The sequence below is a fragment of the Phenylobacterium sp. genome, from assembly GCF_020402505.1.
Lineage (GTDB): Bacteria > Pseudomonadota > Alphaproteobacteria > Caulobacterales > Caulobacteraceae > Phenylobacterium.
In genome coordinates this window covers 25,200-41,412 of sequence record NZ_JADBZL010000024.1, presented here as the reverse complement: position 1 = coordinate 41,412, position 16,213 = coordinate 25,200, and the positions used below count along the sequence as shown (strand labels likewise).

At 69.8% G+C, this 16,213-nt stretch carries 16 protein-coding genes; 4 read left to right on the top strand and 12 right to left on the bottom strand.

Going from position 1 to position 16,213, the window contains the following annotated elements; all coding sequences use genetic code 11:
- Positions 1–176 precede the first annotated feature (176 nt).
- The gene (locus tag IM632_RS02280) at positions 177–785 is read left to right on the top strand and encodes a tyrosine-protein phosphatase (protein WP_296551968.1); all 609 of its coding nucleotides are present in this window, start codon (positions 177–179) and stop codon (positions 783–785) included.
- Position 786: 1 nt separating this feature from the next.
- Here the strand turns inward: IM632_RS02280 and IM632_RS02275 are convergent, their stop codons facing one another.
- The 3 genes from IM632_RS02275 to IM632_RS02265 form a co-directional block, all read right to left on the bottom strand.
- Complete coding sequence (locus tag IM632_RS02275; protein ID WP_296480151.1) at positions 787–1,023, bottom strand: DUF4170 domain-containing protein; 237 nt, start codon at positions 1,021–1,023, stop codon at positions 787–789.
- Positions 1,024–1,183: 160 nt separating this feature from the next.
- Positions 1,184–2,515, bottom strand: a complete 1,332-nt coding sequence (locus IM632_RS02270) for a TldD/PmbA family protein (protein ID WP_296499045.1) — start codon at positions 2,513–2,515, stop codon at positions 1,184–1,186.
- A gap of 65 nt (positions 2,516–2,580) precedes the next feature.
- Complete coding sequence (locus IM632_RS02265) at positions 2,581–2,982, bottom strand: MAPEG family protein (RefSeq protein ID WP_296479840.1); 402 nt, start codon at positions 2,980–2,982, stop codon at positions 2,581–2,583.
- 150 nt (positions 2,983–3,132) lie between these two features.
- Between IM632_RS02265 and IM632_RS02260 the strand changes: the two genes are divergently transcribed.
- On the top strand, positions 3,133–3,369 hold the full coding sequence (locus IM632_RS02260) for a hypothetical protein (protein ID WP_293514507.1): 237 nt from the start codon (positions 3,133–3,135) through the stop codon (positions 3,367–3,369).
- A 21-nt stretch (positions 3,370–3,390) separates the two neighbouring features.
- Here IM632_RS02260 and IM632_RS02255 read toward each other — a convergent pair whose 3' ends face one another.
- The 7 genes from IM632_RS02255 to ubiA form a co-directional block, all read right to left on the bottom strand.
- Positions 3,391–5,157 (bottom strand): gamma-glutamyltransferase family protein, encoded by a 1,767-nt coding sequence (locus IM632_RS02255; RefSeq protein ID WP_296479839.1) that lies wholly within the window; start codon positions 5,155–5,157, stop codon positions 3,391–3,393.
- Positions 5,158–5,213: 56 nt separating this feature from the next.
- Entirely contained in the window at positions 5,214–6,539 is a 1,326-nt protein-coding gene (locus IM632_RS02250; RefSeq protein ID WP_296479838.1) for a trypsin-like peptidase domain-containing protein, read from the bottom strand.
- A 108-nt stretch (positions 6,540–6,647) separates the two neighbouring features.
- Positions 6,648–7,313, bottom strand: a complete 666-nt coding sequence (locus tag IM632_RS02245; RefSeq protein WP_296482932.1) for a methyltransferase — start codon at positions 7,311–7,313, stop codon at positions 6,648–6,650.
- The gene (locus IM632_RS02240; protein ID WP_296538896.1) at positions 7,313–8,272 is read right to left on the bottom strand and encodes a fatty acid desaturase family protein; all 960 of its coding nucleotides are present in this window, start codon (positions 8,270–8,272) and stop codon (positions 7,313–7,315) included. The genes IM632_RS02245 and IM632_RS02240 overlap by 1 nt, the downstream gene beginning before the upstream one ends.
- Positions 8,273–8,288: 16 nt before the next feature.
- Positions 8,289–8,963: an OmpA family protein gene (locus IM632_RS02235; RefSeq protein ID WP_293514615.1), complete on the bottom strand. Its 675-nt coding sequence runs from the start codon at positions 8,961–8,963 to the stop codon at positions 8,289–8,291.
- A 74-nt stretch (positions 8,964–9,037) separates the two neighbouring features.
- Positions 9,038–10,273: a cytochrome P450 gene (locus IM632_RS02230; protein WP_296482937.1), complete on the bottom strand. Its 1,236-nt coding sequence runs from the start codon at positions 10,271–10,273 to the stop codon at positions 9,038–9,040.
- A 48-nt stretch (positions 10,274–10,321) separates the two neighbouring features.
- The gene (gene ubiA, locus IM632_RS02225; protein WP_296482938.1) at positions 10,322–11,278 is read right to left on the bottom strand and encodes a 4-hydroxybenzoate octaprenyltransferase; all 957 of its coding nucleotides are present in this window, start codon (positions 11,276–11,278) and stop codon (positions 10,322–10,324) included.
- A 279-nt stretch (positions 11,279–11,557) separates the two neighbouring features.
- Between ubiA and IM632_RS02220 the strand changes: the two genes are divergently transcribed.
- Positions 11,558–13,348, top strand: coding sequence for an ABC transporter ATP-binding protein (locus tag IM632_RS02220; RefSeq protein ID WP_296482940.1), 1,791 nt, complete (start codon positions 11,558–11,560; stop codon positions 13,346–13,348).
- A gap of 59 nt (positions 13,349–13,407) precedes the next feature.
- A complete protein-coding gene (locus IM632_RS02215) occupies positions 13,408–14,217 on the top strand; it encodes a class I SAM-dependent methyltransferase (protein ID WP_296482942.1) in 810 nt (269 codons plus the stop codon).
- Here IM632_RS02215 and IM632_RS02210 read toward each other — a convergent pair.
- Both IM632_RS02210 and ppk2 read right to left on the bottom strand, forming a co-directional pair.
- The gene (locus IM632_RS02210; protein ID WP_296482945.1) at positions 14,209–15,417 is read right to left on the bottom strand and encodes a crosslink repair DNA glycosylase YcaQ family protein; all 1,209 of its coding nucleotides are present in this window, start codon (positions 15,415–15,417) and stop codon (positions 14,209–14,211) included. The genes IM632_RS02215 and IM632_RS02210 overlap by 9 nt on opposite strands.
- Positions 15,414–16,187 carry a polyphosphate kinase 2 gene (gene ppk2, locus IM632_RS02205; RefSeq protein WP_296482947.1) on the bottom strand — a complete coding sequence of 258 codons (774 nt, stop codon included), beginning with the start codon at positions 16,185–16,187 and terminating at the stop codon, positions 15,414–15,416. Before ppk2 ends, IM632_RS02210 begins: the two co-directional genes overlap by 4 nt.
- Positions 16,188–16,213 lie beyond the last annotated feature (26 nt).

Below are 16,213 nucleotides of genomic sequence, written 5' to 3'. Positions count from 1 at the left end.
TTGTGCTGGGGTCGGCTCTTGGGCGGGCGAAGTCAAGATGTCGCCCTTGCGCGGTCCCCCGCGGGCTTTGCTGTGCGGCGCCGGCGCCCTAGATAGGGCTCACACGCAGGAGCCCCGACGTGGAGGAATACGACCTCACGACGCCGAATGGGCGGCGCAGAGCATAGTTCGAGTATCTGTTGAATGACCATGCCTTCCTGCGCCTGCGGTTTTCCAACGCCCATGCGGTGTCAGAAGAGCTGTTCCGAGCCAACCAGCCCTGGCCGTTCCAGCTCGAGGCCTGGAAGGCGAAGGGGATCCGCACCATCGTCAACCTGCGGGGGGGCTTCGACGCCAGCTTCTACCCCCTGGAAAAGGACGCCTGCGCGCGCCTGGGCCTCAACCTGGTGGACTTTACCATCACCTCCCGTGAGGTCCCCAGCCGCGCCCGGGTGCATGGCGCCAAGGCCCTCTTCGAGCGCCTGGAGTACCCCGCCCTCATGCACTGCAAGTCCGGGGCGGATCGGGCGGGGATCATGAGCGTCCTCTACCTGCACTTCCGGAAAGGCGTCCCGATCCGCCAGGCCCTGTCCCAGCTCAGCCTGAAGTACCTGCACATCAAGGCCGGCAAGACGGGGGTGCTTGACTACACCTTCGAGCGCTACCTGGCCGAGGGAGAGCCGGTCGGCCTGACCTTTCTGGAATGGGTCGATAGCCCGGCCTACGACCCCGACGCGATCAAGGCGGACTTTCAGTCCAACATGTGGGGTCGGGCCCTGACCGAGACCCTCCTCCGCCGAGAGTAGGTCACGGCTCGTGGCTGTCGGTGTCGGGGTTCAGCAGCTTGTGCGCGTGGATGATGAAGTACCGCATCAGGGCGTTGTCCACCGTTGACTGGGCCTTGGCGCGCCAGGCGTCCACCGCCTCCTGGTAGCTGGCGTAGGCGCCTACCAGGTCGATCTTGGACAGGTCTCTGAATTCGACCGTGTCGACATCGACGAGCTCGCCGCCGATGACGAGGTGAAGAAGCTGACGATGGGGCATGTCTACGCCTCCTGGAATTCACACCTGGACCGAGGCGATAGTCCCCGGGAGGTTAAGGATCAATGGACCCTGCCCATCTGCGCGCCAAACCGGGGCGACTCCGTGCTATATTGGGCCTGATCGGGCAAGGACCACCTCGAGAACAGCCAATGCCTGGGGACTACTTGCCGGCGATGGACAGGCTGTCGACCAGCAGGGAGGGCGAATTGGCCGAGCCCCGAGACTCCAGGTCCGAACCGGGGACCAGACGGGCGTAGATGTCGGGCAACGCACCCGCCACGGTGATCTCCGAGACCGGATAGGCGATCTCCCCGTTCTCGAACCAGAAGCCCGAGCAACCGACGGACCAGTCGCCCGTGTTGGCGTTCAGCGAGGGACCAAACATGGAGGTCACCAGGAGCCCGGTCCCGGCGTCTGACATCAGGCCGGCCAGGTCCCGGTCCCCGGGCTCGAGGGTCAGGTTGGAGGTCCCCACGCCTGCGGGTCCAGCGGAGCCACGGGAGGCATGCCCGGTGAGCGCCATCCCCAGCTGCCGCGCCGAGGCGGCGTTGTGCAGCCAGGTGGTCACGACGCCCTTGTCCACCAGGGCGATGCGGCGGTTGACCGCGCCCTCGTCGTCAAAGGGGGAGGAGCCGAGTCCCCGTGGCCGGTGGGGGTCATCCACCAGGGTCACGCAGGAAGAGAAGACGGCCTCGCCCAGACGATCCTTCAGGAAGGACACCCCGCGGGCCACAGAGGGGCCGCTGATGGCCCCGAGGAAGGGGCCGATGAGTGAAGTGGCGATCCGGTTCTCGAAGATGACGGGCGCCATGGTCGAGGCGATCTTGCGGGCGCCGAGGCGGGACGCGGCCCGGCGGGCGGCCTCCCGGCCGACCTTTTCAGGTGCGGGCAGGTCTGCGAACCAGCGACGGGACAGGCCGTCATAGCCGCTCTCCATGCCTTCGCCCTCGCCGGCGATGACGGCGGCGCCGACGTGGAAGCCGGTCGCGCGATGCTCGCCAAAGAAACCGTTAGACGTCGCCAGACGCCAGGCGGACCTCGACGAAGAGGCCGATCCCCCATCGGAATTGGCGATGCGGGGCATGTCCAGGGCGGCCGCCTCGGCCTCTCGGGCCAGGGCCTCGAGTGTCTCGGGATCGGGGTCGGCGGGATCGAACAGGTCAAGGACCGGGCGGGGTCCGCCCGCCAGGGCGTCCGCCTCGACAAGCCCCGACCAGGGATCCTCCGGCGCCAGACGCGCCATGGCGACCGCCCGCTCCACCAGCCGGGCCCGGCCGTCGGCGGTGATATCCGAGCCGGAGACCGTGGCGTGGCGCTTGCCGATGAAGACCCGCAGGCTGAGGTCCCGGGACTCCTCGCGCTCGACCTCTTCCAGACCGCCATGTCTGACGGTGACCGACAAGGACTGATGTTCGGCTTCGATGGCCTCGGCGGCGTCCGCACCCGCCCTGAGGGCGGCGGCGACGAGGTCTGCAGACATTTCGGTGCTCATTCACACCATATGGCCGCCCGGCGCCGTGGGGGCAAGCCGCCGGGGCCCGGCGTCACGGCAGGGCGTCAGGGCAGGGCGTAGAAGAGGAGCGCAACCGCCAGGTAGATGTAGGCGCCCCAGGTGACCGCCACTCCGGCGGCCCTCAGGGGGGAGGCCTCTCCGGACCGGGACAGGACGATGGCGTGGGTCAGCCGGCCACCGAACAGGACGAGGCCCGCCGGATGGACCGCAAGGGCCGGGGCGCCGGCCAGGGTCAGGGCGGCAAGACCGACCAGCCCCATCGGGATGTACTCCGTGGCGTTGCCGAAGGCGCGGATGGCGCAGGCCAGTTCCGGCACGCCGCCGTCGCCGAGGGCCACGCCGTGGCGACGGCGTTGGCGCACCACAAGAAGGGACAGGCCCAGCAGCAACAAGAGATGCAGAGCGGTCCAGAGGGCCAGGGCGTGGCCGGCGGGGATCGGGTCCATGAGCATCGCCTCCGGGTTCACCACCGATGATTGTCGCCTCTTCCCGCCTCCGCGTCCACGTCCGAAGCGACGATCGCCCGGCCGGGGTGCACGGTCCTGCCCCGACCTGCCGTCTTGCCGACGGCCCGGGCCGGTCTAGAGTGGGGTGCGATGAAGCAGATCGACCTCGACGACCTGCCGCCCCGGGCGGCCCAGATTCTCGCCGGCCTCGCCGCCGGAGAGCCCCTGCTGCTCGTCCAGAACGGCCTGGTCATGGGTCGGCTGACCGGCGGCGGGGCGGAGCCTGGCGTCGACGCGGACGCCGCCGCTGGGCCGCCCCCCGCCGGAGAGGCCCGGGCGGCTGAGATCTTCGAGCATTTCCGCTCGCTTATGGAAGACGACTTCTAGGCAAGGAAAGCCCCGGAACCGCTACCAGGCCAGGGCGACCCCGTCCTTGCGCATCTCGGTGGCCGCAGCGTACCGGCCGGGCCAGCGCTCGATGGCCTGATAGCCCCCGAACCCGCCGTCGCTCTCGCCGATCGACCAGCCCAGGCCGGCGAGCGCAGCGCGGGTCGCCTGCGGGACGCCGCGCTCCAGCCGAAGCAGCCCCGCGCCGGGGCGAGCGGCCTCGCCGGTGGGTTCAGGGGAGCCCTCATGGCGCCAGCGTGGGGCGTCGCCGGCCTCCTGCACGCCGAGGCCGAAGTCGACCATGTTGGAGATGATCTGGGCCTGTCCCTGGGGCTGCATGTCCCCGCCCATGACGCCGAAGGCCAGCCAGGGCGCGCCCTCGCGCACCGCAAAGCCGGGAATGATGGTCTGGAAGGGCCGCTTGCCCGGGGCGTAGAGGTTGGGGTGGCCGTCCTGGAGGGCGAAGAGCTCGCCGCGGTTCTGGAACATGAAGCCGAGGCCGTCGGGCGCCAGTCCGGATCCCATGCCCCGGTAGTTGGACTGGATGAAGGAGACCATCATCCCGTCAGAGTCGGCGGTGCAGAAGTAGGTGGTGTCGCCTCGGGAAGGCGCCTGGCCCGGGTGCAGGTCGGAGAGGATGGCGTCGGGCCGGATGCGCCGCGCCCGCTCTGCGGCATAGGTCTTGGACAGGAGCCAGTCAGTGGGAATCCTGGCGAAGTCCGGATCGGCGAAGTACCGGGCGCGATCCTCGAACGCCAGGCGCTTGGCCTCGACCCCATGATGGATGGCGGCGGCGGACTGGAAGCCCATGCCGGCGATGTCGAAGGTCTCCATCATGTTGAGAATCTGCAGGGTGGACAGGCCCTGGCTGTTGGGCGACAGGCCGAAGACTTCGACCCCGCGGTAGAGGGTCTTGCGGGGCGGATCCCAACGGGTGCGATGTGTGGCGAGGTCGGACCGGGTCATCCAGCCGCCGATCCGCTTGAAGTAGCCTTCGATCCGTTCGGCGATTTCGCCCTCGTAGAAGGCCTCGCGCCCGCCTGCGGCGATGAGGTCGTAGGTCCGGGCCAGGTCCGGATTGGCGAAGATCTCGCCTTCCACGGGCGTCCGCCCTCCAGGCGCCCAGGTCCGGCGGAAGTTCTCGACTTCCTCGATGCCGGCGCCGGGCCGGGTGAAACCCCTCAGCGATCTGGCCAGGTAGTAGGCGACGTTCTGGCTGACCGGGGCGCCTTCCCGGGCGAGGGTTGCGGCCGGCGCCAGAAGGTCCTTCCAGGGCAGCTTCCCGTAGCGCTGGTGCAGGGTCCACCAGGCGTCCACCGCGCCGGGGACGCTGACGGAGATCGCGCCGAAGGAGGGGATCAGTCCCTTGACCGCCCGGGAGCGCACGGTCTCCAGGCTCAGCCCCTTCGGGCTGCGCCCCGATCCATTCAGGCCCTCGACCCGTCGCGTCCGCGGGTCCCAGAGCATGGCGAAGGCGTCGCCGCCGATTCCGCAGGCGATGGGCTCGACGAACCCCAGGACGGCGTTCGCAGCGATGGCGGCGTCCACGGCCGAGCCCCCCCGGCGGAGGATGTCTATGGCGGTCTGGGTGGCCAGGGGATGGGCTGTCGCCGCTGCGCCATGGACGCCCCAGGCCGCGCTCCGGCTGGCGAAGGTGGCGCCGTCGATCCGGTCCCCGGGGCCGACGTCCGGGCGGTTACGGTTGGGATTGGCCTCCCGGCTCTGGGCGATGGCGCCGCCAGCGGCGGCCAGGCCGGGCAGGGTGGCGAGGAAGGTGCGTCTCAGCATGGGCCGGGTTCCGGGTCTCAATGCGGGCAGGCAGGCCCGGCGGCGTCGCCTGAGGACTAGCGCGGCTCGAAGGTCAGGGCCAGAAAGCTGAGGGCGTCGTCGATGGGAATGAAGAAGTTCAGGCCCTGGGTGCGGTCCGCGGGTTCCGAGGCGTACCTCGACACCGTCACGGCCACGACCCTGCCGGATTCGTCGAGGAGGGGGCCGCCGCTATTGCCGGGATTGACCGCCGTATCGCTCTGTATGAACCGGTATCCGGCCAGGGTCCGGCTGGCCGAGATCACGCCGCGGGTCAGAGTGCCCTGAAGCCGCGTCTCCATGGGCGTACCGATGGCGAAGACGGTTTCGCCCTGCCGCACCGGCTCGCTCCGCAGGCGCAGGACGGGCCCCGTCCGGGGGTCGGTGCGGATCAGGGCCACATCGCGCCCGGCGTCCGAGCGGATGACCTCGCCGATGCTTTCCGAGCCATCGGACCAGCGAAGTTTGAGGAGGCGGGTGGAGCCCACCACGTGGCGGTTGGTCAGCAGATACCCCTGCTCCGAGACCAGGAAGGCGGTGCCCAGGCTGGCGCCGGTCACTACAGCGGCCACCGCCTGATGCGCCTCGGGCACGCTCGCCAGCGTCTTGCCTGACGTGAGCCGGAGGGGTTCGCCGGGCTGGGGCTCCACAAGGCCCGAAGCGGCTCGGATGGGGGTGGTGACCGCCTTCCGGAAACCGTCGTCGGCGGCGAGGGCGCGCAGGCTGTCCCGCATGAGGGCCTGGTGGATCGCCTCGGGAACATTGATGACCGGGGTGGCGGTCTCGACCCTGACCGTGGTGCGAATCCTGGCGATGGTCCGGGACAGGGCCGGGACGTAGATCTGCCATTCCACGGTCATCTGCCCCACCCCGGTGCCGATGGCCGTCTCCATGTCCAGTTTCTGCTCGCCCGGCATGAAGCCGCCGCAGGCCGAGAAACTGTAGTCGGTGATCAGGCCGCCGACCTGGAGGTCGCCTGCCGGGGCCTCGGCGTCCCGGAACAGGTCGGTGGGATCCCCCGCCACACGGAAGCCGAGGCCGGTCAAAGTCTCGTGGAAGATCCGGTCATCCACCTCGGTCTTCTCGAACGCGTCATTGGCTTCGTCCCAGGTCACAAGGCTGTCCGGGGCGCACTTCCTGCCCCAGAGCACGAGTGCGTATGAGGCGCCATGCCGGATCGACGAGGAGATCCGGGCCAGGCCGAGGGTCTGGCTGGGCCTGTCCGCCTCCAGGGGCCGGTCGACGACGGCCGCCGGCGGCGGCTTGGAGAACACCGACAGGTCGGGCAGTTCGGCGGCGATGACGGGCCCTGCAAGGCTGAAGGTTGCAATGGCGAGGAAGGCGCCGAGCCAGGACGGACGCATCGGAGGGGAGGCTGCCGGCGCGCGCCGCCCACAGGGCTGGTCCGGGGCAGTGGGCAGGAGGTTCATGGCGGCATGCCTTCCGATTGTTCCTTTTATGTTCACACTGGATCAGCCGGGCGGGAATGTCCAGACCGCTGTGCGCTTCACTTCCATGTCTTCGAGTTCGCGGGTCGTGTGCACCTGGTACTCGGCCAGGCGGACCAAACCCTCTCGTGGAAAGTAGGATCGCCCCGGGTCGCCGATCAGCACTCGGGCCCCGCGCCGTGCGCGCGCTTCCAGCCAGGCCATGACCCGGGCCGCCAGCGGTTTCTCGTAGCAGATGTCCCCCGCGAGGATGACGTCGGCCTCTGGCGGCGGGTGATTCAGCAGGTCCTGATCGGTGAAGTCTGCGGAGACGCCGTTGGCCTCGGCGTTGAGGGCCAGGGCCGCGCCGCAGAACCCGTCGATGTCCGCCGCCAGGACGCTTCGGGCGCCCGCCCGCGCCGCGGCGATGGCGACGATCCCCGACCCGGAGGCGAAGTCCACCACTCGAAGTCCGGCGACGGTCTGCGGCGCATCAAGGATATAGCGGGCCAGGGCCTGCCCCCCTGCCCAGGCGAAGGCCCAGAAGGGCGGCGGCAGGCCGATCTCCTCCAGGGCCTCCTCCGTCATGCGCCAGATGGGCGTGATCTCGTCGGCGAGGTGCAGAGACAGTTCGGGGGTGTGGGGTGGGGACTGGAGCCGGGTGTTCGTCAGGATGAAGGCCCGTCGGCTTTCGGGATCTGCGCCGATCATCAGACGGCTGCGGCGGTCGCGGCGGGCGTCTCCGGGCGGGAGGTGGCGCGGGCCAGGACGACACGGTAGCCGCCCGGCTCATGCAGCATGGCGTCCAGCACGCCCTTCTGCGCCAGCAGGCGGTGCGCCCGGGGCAGGTTGTAGCAGGGCAGGTGCATGAACATGTGGTGCTCGCAGTGATAGTTGACCCAGTAGGGGGCGAGCACCGCCCGCGCGACCCAGCCGGCCCGGGTGGTCCGCGCGTGGCGCAGGGGATCAGGCTCGCCTCGGGCGATGCAGGCATGTTCGGCGATGTTGCGCAGCCGGGTGATGACCGGGAACCAGGTCGCCTGGGGCAGGACCCAGAAGACCGGCCAGGCCCACCAGACGCCGAACGCCCCGCCTATGAGGGTGATGATCAGGCCGCCGAGCAGCCACCGGCGCTTGCGCCGAACCTCTTCGACCAGGATCGGCAGGACCGGCTGGCCCGGCGCGCGGTCCTTCAGTCTCCGGACGAGGTCCCCGAACCTCTGTTTGAAGAAGGTCTGTCCGGTAAGGTCCCGCCACATCTTCCGCTTCAGGGAGGTGCGGGTGATGGGGAAGGGCGCCGAAAGGCCGATATCCGGATCCTCGTCCTGCTGGGCGTACTTGTGGTGACCCAGGTGATAGGTCCTGTAGCGGACCAGGCCGCCGCCGGTCAGCCACTCGCCCGCCAGGTCGTTGACCTTCGGGTCCGGATGCAGGGCGCCGTGGGCGGCGTCGTGCATCAGGATCGACAGTCCCAGCTGGCGCCCGCCGATGGTCATCACCGCGAGGGGAAGGGTCAAAGGCCAGATCACCGCCATCGCCGCGGCCGCGAAGATCACGCCCCAGGCGTGCGCCATGAGGGCCAGGCCCTTCCAGCGCGAGCGGCGGGCGAGGGCCGCCCATTCCGGGGGGCTGAAATAGGCCTTGGGGTCGACGCGGGCGGCGGCGGGCATGACAGACAGGCCCGGATCAGCCGGTGATCGGCTTCAGGATGACCTCGACCCGGCGGTTCTTGGCCCGGCCGTCCGGTGTGCTGTTATCGGCGATGGGCGCGCTGGAGCCCCGGCCCATGACGAAAAGGCGCTCACGCATCACGCCACCGGCGGTGACGAGATACTCAGCGACCGACCCGGCGCGCCGCTCGGAGAGTCCCTGATTGTAGTCAGCGGCCCCTGTGGAGTCTGCGTGCCCGATCACGTCCACGGTCGTCTGGGGATACTTGTTGAGGGTGCCGGCCACATCGTTCAGCACGACGTAGAACTGCGGTTTGATCTCCGAGCGGTTGGTGTCGAAGGTCACGTCGCCGGGCATCTGCAGGACGATGTTGTCGCCCTGACGCTCGACGTTGACGCCGGTGCCGGCCAGCTCCCGGCGGAGCTCGGCCTGCTGCCTGTCCATGTAGCTGCCGACCGCTGTGCCGGCCAAGGCCCCGAGGCCGGCGCCGATCAGGGCGTTCTTCCGACCCTGATCGGCGTTGTTGGTGTTGGTCAGGTAGCCAAGGGCGGCCCCGGCGAGGGCTCCGGTCAGGGCGCCCGTCTTGGTGTTGCTGCGCACCGTCTCGCCGGTGGTGGCGTCGATGGTGGTGCAGGCGGTGAGAGCCAGGGCGCCGGCGAGGCAGGCGGCGAGAGAGAGGACCTTGCGCATGAAACGGTCTCCGGTTGCGATGAGGCGGGGTTGCCGCGGGAGAGGTCGAGTGTGGCGGTCGGGTGTGACGGGATTCAGGCGCCGGTCCGGACGCGAAGGGTTTCCAGTCCACGGAAGAAGGGCAGCTTCCTCCAGGCCGGTTCCTCCGTCGGGTCGGCGAGGGCGAGGTCCGGGTAGCGGGCGAACAGGCGCGGCAGGGCGACCTGGGCCTCCAGGCGGGCAAGAGGCGCGCCGATGCAGATGTGCGCGCCGCCGCCGAAGGACATGTGCGGAACCTTCTTCCGGGTGATGTCGAAGACGTCCGGGTTCTCGAAGGCGTCAGGATCTCGGTTGGCCCCCCTCAGGAGGAGGTTGACGCTTCGGGTCTTCGCGATGGGGCAGCCGCTGATCTCGAGGTCGCGGGAGGCGACCCTGGAGGTGGCGTCGACGGGCGGGTCAAAGCGGAGCACCTCCTCCACCAGGGCGGCGGCGAGACCGGGATCGGCCATCAGCTTGGCCTTCTCCGACGGGTTCAGCATCAGAAGCCGGGCGCCGTTGCCGATCAGGTCGGTGGTGGTCAGGTTGCCGCCCACAAGAAGGGCAGTGAGGTTGATCCGCAGTTCGGTGTCGCTGATCGGCGTTCCTTCGCCCTGCAGGCGGACCATGTCCGAGATCAGGTCGTCGCGCGGGTGGGCGCGCCGGTCGGCGAGGGCCTCGGTGAAGTAGGCGGTGAGGGCCAGGCTGGACCGCTCCATGTGGGCGGTCTGGTCGGGGTTGCGGAAGGGATTCAGGCCCTGGATCAGTCCCTCTGACCAGTCCCGAAAGTCCTCCAGCCGGTCATGCGGCACGCCCAGGATGGAGGCGATCACGTCGATGGGGATGGGCACGCAGAACAGGTCCATCAGGTCGACCTCGGCCTGGTCGCCGATGCGGTCGAGGGCCTCGTCGACGATCCGCTCGACCTCGGGCTTGAACTTGGCGACCCGGGCGTAGAGGGCCCGGGAAAGGGGCCCGCGGATCCGCGCGTGGTCCGGGTCATCCAGGGTCAGGATGCTGAAGGTCTCGCTGCGCGGCAGGTTCAGGTCCGGCGGATCGAAGCGCTGGAGGCGACGGCTCTCGGGATCGGCGCGCAAGGGATCGCGCCAGAGAGTCAGGTCAGTGGCCACGCCCCGGACGTCGGAATAGCGCGATACGAAGGTGGCTCCGCTGAAGGCGTCATGGTGGACGGGGCAGGCGCTGCGCAGCTTGGCCAGGACCGCCGCCGGGTCGCGGCGGTAGTCCTCGTCCAGAGGCGTCAACTGCAGGATCGTCGGAAGAGCGTCGTCGGCCATGTCTGCCTCCCTGGCGTGTCCAGAGACTATCGGGTTCCGCCGGCTGGTCTACAAGCCCCCGCCGCCCCAAAGTCCCTGGCCGAACTGACCGGCGACCAGGGCCGCAAACAGGATCAGGCCGGCAAGGGCGTTGGAGCGGAAGAGGCTGAGGGCGCCGGCCGGGTCGTCGAGGTCAAGCCGGGCGGCCTGCCGGGACAGCTGCACGCCGTAGCCGGCGGCCAGGGGCAGGAACAGGGGGCCCAGGCGCGCGGCGAAGGCGCAGGCCAGGGTGAGGGCGAAGGCCAGGACATAGAAGCCCAGAACCGCCCGGGGCGCCCGTCGCCCGAGCCTGCGCGCCGAGGACCGAATGCCGGCCAGGGCGTCGTCCTCCATGTCCTGCACGGCGTAGATGGTGTCGTAGCCGAGGGTCCAGAACAGGCCTGCCGCATAGAGCAGGTAGGCCGGGAGTTCGAGACTTCCAGTCGCCGCGGCGAAGCCGAGGAGGGCGCCCCAGTTGAAGGTCAGGCCCAGCCAGGCCTGCGGCCACCAGGTGATCCGCTTCATGAAGGGATAGGCCGCCACGAGCAGAAGGGAGGCGATCCCCAGGGCGATCGCCAGGGGCGGCAGGGTGAAGAGGATCAGGGCCGCCGCCAGGCTGCAGGCGACGACGAAGGCCCAGGCCTGCCGCACGGAGATCCGCCCCGAGGCGACGGGCCGGCCAGCCGTGCGGGCGACCTTGGCGTCCAGGTCACGGTCGACGATGTCGTTGTAGGCGCACCCCGCCGCCCGCATCAGGGCGGCGCCGGCGAAGATCTTGGCCAGCAGAAGGAGGTCCGGCCACGTCCCCGCCATCGAGGCGGCCAGGGCGGCGCCCTGCCAACCGGGCAGCATGAGCAGCCAGATTCCTGTCGGCCGGTCAAAGCGTCCCAGCTTCAGCCAGGGCCGCATGCGGTCCGGGGCGTAACGGTCCACCCAGTTGTCGGGCCGGGCGTCCGGCAGGATGTCGTTGGCGCGCGCATCGGGCATGGCCGGGTTTTACCAGACTGTGACCGGCTCGCATCAGTCGAAAAGGATAAGCCTGCACACCTGTTGACCGAGGCGTTCCCCTCGGTCATGACCGCGTCTTCCCCAGCAGCAGGAAAGGAGGGGCAGAATGACAGCATCAGTCGCCAAACCCCTCCGCAAGCCGAAGCGCCAGAGGGGCTGAGCCCCGAACGCCTCCGCGTCCCTCCGGCGATCACCGCCGGACTCCTTCCCTGATCCCGCCGCGCCCCTTCGCGGGCCCGCGCCGACCCTGCTGCAGACATGACCGAACACTATGAAGACGAGGACGAGGCGCCTCGTGAGCGCGCCCTGAGCAATCTCCAGGTGATGGGCTTCATCGCCGGCTACTGGCGGCGTCGGCCCTGGAGGCTGGCCTGGGTCATCGCATTTGGGTTGATCGCCATCGGGCTGGACATGGCCATGCCCTGGGCAGCCGGACGCCTGGTCGACACCCTGACGCGCGGCGCCGACGCTGCGCCCGACGCCTGGCGGTGGTGGGGGGTCTTTGTCGGCGTCAGCGTGGCGCTCGCCTTTGTCCGGAACATCCGCGACAAGCCATGGTGCCGCCTGGCCGCCTTCAACATGAAGGAGATGACGGATGAAGGGTTCGCCCGCGTCCAGGCCTATTCGGCCGACTGGCACGCCGACTCCTTCGCGGGGGCGACGGTCCGCAAGCTGAGCCGGGCCATGTGGGCCTATGACCAGGTCTCGGACGCGATCTTCATGTGGATTGGCCCCGCCCTCCTTGTCCTGCTGGGCCTGACGGTGATGATGCTGCTCAGATGGCCTGCTGTCGGCCTGTTCGCACTGTTCGCCGTCGTCCTCTTCATCGCCTCGAACATGTATCTGATCGCCCGCTTCGCCCGGCCGCTGAACCAGAGGTCCGTGGCCCTGGACACCCGGGTCGGCGGCGCCCTGGCCGACTCGGTCACCGGCAACGCCGCCGTCCGCAGTTTCGGCGCGGAGGCGAGGGAGGAGGCCCGGATCGCGGGTGTCACCGCCCTCTGGCGGGACGCCGCCATGCGGACCTGGTACCGGTTCACCGACCTGTGGCTGGTGCAGAGCCTGATCCTGGCCTTCCTCCAGGCCGGGCTGACCGGTCTCCTGATCCATCTGTGGATGCAGGGGCGCGCCACTCCCGGGGACGTGGTGTTCGGCGTCACCGCCTTCATGGTGATGAGCGGCTATCTGCGGAACCTGGGCGAGAACATCCGCATGCTTCAGAAGGGCCTCGACGACGCCGAGGACCTGGCCCGCTACATGCGCACCGAGCCCCAGGTTCCGGATCGCCCGGACGCCCGGCCTTTTGCGCCCGGCGCGGGGGAGATAGTCTTCGACCGGGCGGGCTTCGGATACGCCAAGGCGGGGCGTCGGCTCTTCAGCGACTTCTCCCTGCGGATCCAGCCCGGAGAGCGGGTGGCCCTGGTCGGCCCCACGGGCTCGGGCAAGTCGACCTTCGTCAAGCTGATCCAGCGGCTCTACGACGTGGACTCCGGCGTGATCCGGGTGGACGGGCAGGACGTGGGCGAAGTGACCCAGGCCAGCCTGCGCCGAGCCATCGCCGTGGTTCCGCAGGATCCGGCCCTGTTCCACCGCAGCATTGCCGAGAACATCGCCTACGGCCGGCCGGATGCGACCCTCGAAGAAATCCGGACGGCGGCCCGGCGGGCTCGCGCCCACGACTTCATCGCCCGCCTGCCCCTGGGGTATGACACCCTTGTGGGTGAGCGGGGGGTCAAGCTCTCGGGCGGCGAGCGCCAGCGCGTGGCCATCGCCCGCGCCTTCCTGGCGGATGCGCCCATCCTGGTCCTCGACGAGGCCACTTCGTCCCTCGACGTGGAGACCGAGCGCGAGGTTCAGGCGGCCATGGAAGAGCTGATGGCGGGTCGCACCACCGTGATCATCGCCCACCGGCTTTCGACCGTGCGCACCGCCGACCGGATCCTTGTCTTCGAGGATGGCCGCATCCTCGAGGAGGGAGCTCACGAGGAGCTGGTCCGGCGGGGAGGAGCCTATGCCCGGCTTCACGCCGTGACCCTTGGCGCCGCGTGAGGAGAGCTTGAGCCCACCCGTCCAGGGGAGCAAGGTGACTCCAAAGCCCCGGAGGGCGGATGGCCAGTTATCTTGAGACGGTCCGGGAATGGTTCCGCGCCCGGCTGGACGGACCCGGCGGCCTGTCGACGCCGGAGGGCGCGACCCTGGGCTTGCGGGTTCTGGCCATCTGGCGTTCCCGGATGATCGCCCAGGCGCTCAGGGCCCAGTCCGGGGGTCTGGTCCTGGGCGGGCCCTTCGCGGGCATGGCCTACCTGGAGTCCGCCACCGAGGGCGCCCTCGCCCCGCGGCTGATCGGGACCTACGAGGACGAGCTGCATCCCCACCTGAGCACCGCCTTGGCGGAGGAGCCCGAGGTCATCCTCGATATCGGCTGTGCGGAAGGCTATTACGCCGTCGGCCTGGCGCGGATCGCGCCGCGGGCCGAGGTCTTCGCGCACGACACGGCTGCAGCCGCCCTGCAGGCCTGCCGCACAATGGCGGAGATGAACGGCGTCTCAGAGAGGGTCCACACGGGCGGCCTCTTCCAGCCGGTAGACTTCCAGCGCTTCCAGGGGCGCCGCTGCCTGGTCATTATCGACATCGAGGGCGCGGAGGATGACCTTCTGCGTCCCGACCTCGCTCCGGCCCTGGCGGGCATGCGGTTGATCGTCGAGACCCATGACGTCTACCGTCCGGGGGTGATGGACCGGGTCCGGGAGCGCTTCGAGGCGACCCATGAGATCACCGAGGTCCACCCGGCCCCGAAGACGGCGCCGCTGCCCGACATTCTGCGCAACCGCAGCCACCTGGACCAGCTGCTCGCCGTCTGGGAGTTCCGCGCCGCGCCGACCCCCTGGCTGGTGATGAAGCCCAGGCGGTCAGCCTAGCTGGGCCACCTCACCCGCCAGGCGACTGGCCAGGTCGCCCCGCGGTGCGACGACCACCGTGTCCAGGCCCAGCCATCCCGCCATGCGCTTCAGAGACCGGGCGAGGGCCTCCGGGGTCTGCCGGCCCGCGGCGGGCTCGGCATGGGCGGCCTGGACGAGGAGCCTGCCGCCCTGCCTGTCGGCCTTCAGGTCCACCCGGGCGGTGATCGCCTCGCCCTCCAGGAAGGGCAGGACATAGTAGCCGTGCACCCTGCGGTGGGCGGGGGTGTAGATCTCCAGCCGGATGCGCACGCCAAACAGGCGCTCTGCACGCTCGCGGAACCAGATCAGGTTGTCGAATGGGCTGAGGAGGGCCTCGGCCTCGGCCTTTCGCGGCGCGCCCGCGTCTGGCGACAGGTAGGCCTGCGCCCGCCAGCCCTCGACCCGAACGGGGGTCAGGTCGCCCAGCTCCACGAGTTCCGCCACCCGCAGCCGGGCGTCGGCGGCGGTCAGGCGGAAATAGTCCCTCAGGTCCGCCTCGGTCGCCACGCCCTGGGCCCGGGCGGCGATCCGGACCAGTTCCCGCTGGGCCTCGGCCCTGGCCGGGGTCGGCGCCGTCAGGAGCCCGGACGGATGCACCTGGTCCGGCAGACCGTAGATGCGCTCGAAGGCGCCGCTGCGGGTAGAGGTGGTCAGCCTTCCCGTCCAGAACAGGCACTCCAAGGCCCGCTTGCCCTCGCTCCAGCCCCACCAGCCGCCGGCCCCCCGCGCGCCCATGCCGAGTTCTGAAGCCGGGAGGGGGCCCCGTCGCGCGATCTCCTCCAGGACCTGGTCGATGAAGTCGCCGTGGCTCCGCAGGAAGGTCGCCACGCCGCGCCAGACACCGACGCCCTCGGCCGCGTCCTGCATCCGCCAGCGCAGAAGGGGCTGGAGCTCCAGCGGCGCCAGCGAAGCCTCGTGCATCCAGTACTCGAAGAGCTCCGGCCGGGCGCCCCAGGCGAGGTCTTCAAGCCGTTCCCGGGGATAGGCGCCGAGGCGGGAGAAGAGCGGAAGGTAGTGTGAGCGGGCGAGGACATTGACCGAGTCCATCTGCACGACGCCCAGCCGGCGCACCGTCTGCAAAACGTCCCGACGCGTCGGGGCGGCGGGGGGCGCGCGCCCGAACCCCTGGGCGCGAAGCGCCAGCCGGCGGGCCTGGGCGGCGGAAAGGTCAGCCCTCACCGGGCGAGGCGACCGTCCGAAAGGGCGCCCAGGTCAAATTCGAACAGCACGTCCGGGTCCGGCGCCTCGATCTCCCGAGCGATGGATTGCGGCGCCAGGGTGCGGACCAGGTGGCGCAGGATGGCCAGCCGGGCGGGCTTCTTCTGGTCCGACCGAACGCAGGTCCAAGGCGCCTTGTCGGAATGGGTGCGCCGGAGCATGCCGTCCCGGGCGGCGGTGTAGTCGTCGAAGCGCGACTGGGCGGCCTCGTCGAGGGGGCTGGACTTGAGAACCTTCAGGGGATCGGTGCGGCGCTCCTCGAGCCGCTTTTTCTGCTCCTTCCGGCTGACATCAAGCCAGAGCTTGACCAGCCGGACGCCGCTGTCGACCAGCATGCCCTCGAAGGCCGGGACCTCGCGCAGGAAGTGCTCATGCTCGTCGGCGGTGCAGAAGCCCATGACCGGTTCCACCCCGCCCCGGTTGTACCAGGAACGGTTGAAGATGACGGTCTCGCCGGCCGCCGGAAGCCACTGGACGTAGCGCTGGAAGAACCACTGGCTCCGCTCGCGATCCGATGGTTTGGGCGGGGCGATGACCCGGGTCGCCCGGGTAGACAGGTGCTCGGTGATCCTCTGAATCGAACCATCCTTGCCGGCCGCATCGCGACCCTCGAAGATGATCAGCACCTTTTCGCCGGCGGCGATGGCGTGCTGCTGGTAGCGGACCAGGGCCAGCTGGAGCCTCTGGAGGTCCTGCTCATAGGCGTCGCCTGTCGGGGTCTTTCCACTCATCCTTAGAGCCTAGGCGGGGGGCGGCT